Genomic DNA, 1,084 nt, shown 5'->3' on the forward strand with positions numbered 1-1,084 from the left:
TCGCACGCGGGCGTGTTCCGCACCTCGAAGCTCCTGGAAGAGGGCGTCGGCAAGATCGCGGAATTGGCCGAGCGCGTGAAGCATGTGCATCTGAAGGACAAGTCGAAGGTGTTCAACACCGCGAAGGTCGAGGCGCTGGAACTGGCGAATCTGATCGAAGTGGCGCGCGCGACGATGGTGTCGGCCGAAGCGCGCAAGGAAAGCCGCGGCGCGCATGCGCACAGCGACTACGAACATCGCGATGACGAGAACTGGATGCGTCATACGCTGTGGTTCAGCGAAGGCAATCGCCTCGACTACAAGCCGGTGCAGATGAAGCCGCTGACGGTCGAATCGGTGCCGCCGAAGGCGCGTACCTTCTAAGGCAAGGGCAAGGATATCCAAATGGCAAAGAGAATTTTCGAAGTCTACCGGTACGATCCGGACAAGGACGCCGCGCCGCGCATGCAGAGCTACGAGCTCGATCTGACGCATGAACGCATGCTGCTCGACGCGCTGGTGAAGCTGAAGGAGCTCGATGAAACGCTGTCGTTCCGTCGCTCGTGCCGCGAGGGCGTGTGCGGCTCCGACGCGATGAACATCAACGGCAAGAACGGTCTCGCGTGTCTCACGAACCTGAACGATCTGCCGCAGCGCATCGTGCTGCGTCCGCTGCCGGGGCTGCCGGTGGTGCGCGATCTGATCTGCGACTTCACGCAGTTCTTCAACCAGTATCACTCGATCAAGCCGTACCTGATCAACGACACGCCGCCGCCGGAGAAGGAGCGTTTGCAGTCGCCGGTGGAGCGCGACGAACTCGACGGTCTTTACGAGTGCATTCTTTGCGCGAGCTGCTCGACGTCGTGCCCGAGCTTCTGGTGGAATCCGGACAAGTTCGTGGGCCCGGCGGGCTTGCTGCAGGCGTATCGCTTCATCGCCGATAGCCGCGATCAGGCGACCGGCGAGCGGCTCGACAATCTGGAAGACCCGTATCGCCTGTTCCGCTGCCACACGATCATGAACTGCGTCGATGTGTGCCCGAAGGGACTCAACCCGACGAAGGCCATCGGCAAGATCAGGGAAATGCTGGTGCGGCGGGCGGTTT

1 protein-coding gene and 1 pseudogene are annotated in these 1,084 nt (G+C 61.7%); both read left to right on the plus strand.

What is annotated here, in order from left to right; genetic code table 11:
* Nucleotides 1-363 (plus strand): annotated as a pseudogene (locus NCR35_RS29520) (succinate dehydrogenase/fumarate reductase flavoprotein subunit); the annotation flags it as partial.
* 21 nt (nt 364-384) lie between these two features.
* A partial coding sequence (locus NCR35_RS29525) for a succinate dehydrogenase iron-sulfur subunit (protein ID WP_244849783.1) occupies nt 385-1,084 on the plus strand: 700 nt, incomplete at its 3' end.

Source organism: Caballeronia sp. AZ10_KS36 (assembly GCF_023631105.1).
Lineage (GTDB): Bacteria > Pseudomonadota > Gammaproteobacteria > Burkholderiales > Burkholderiaceae > Caballeronia.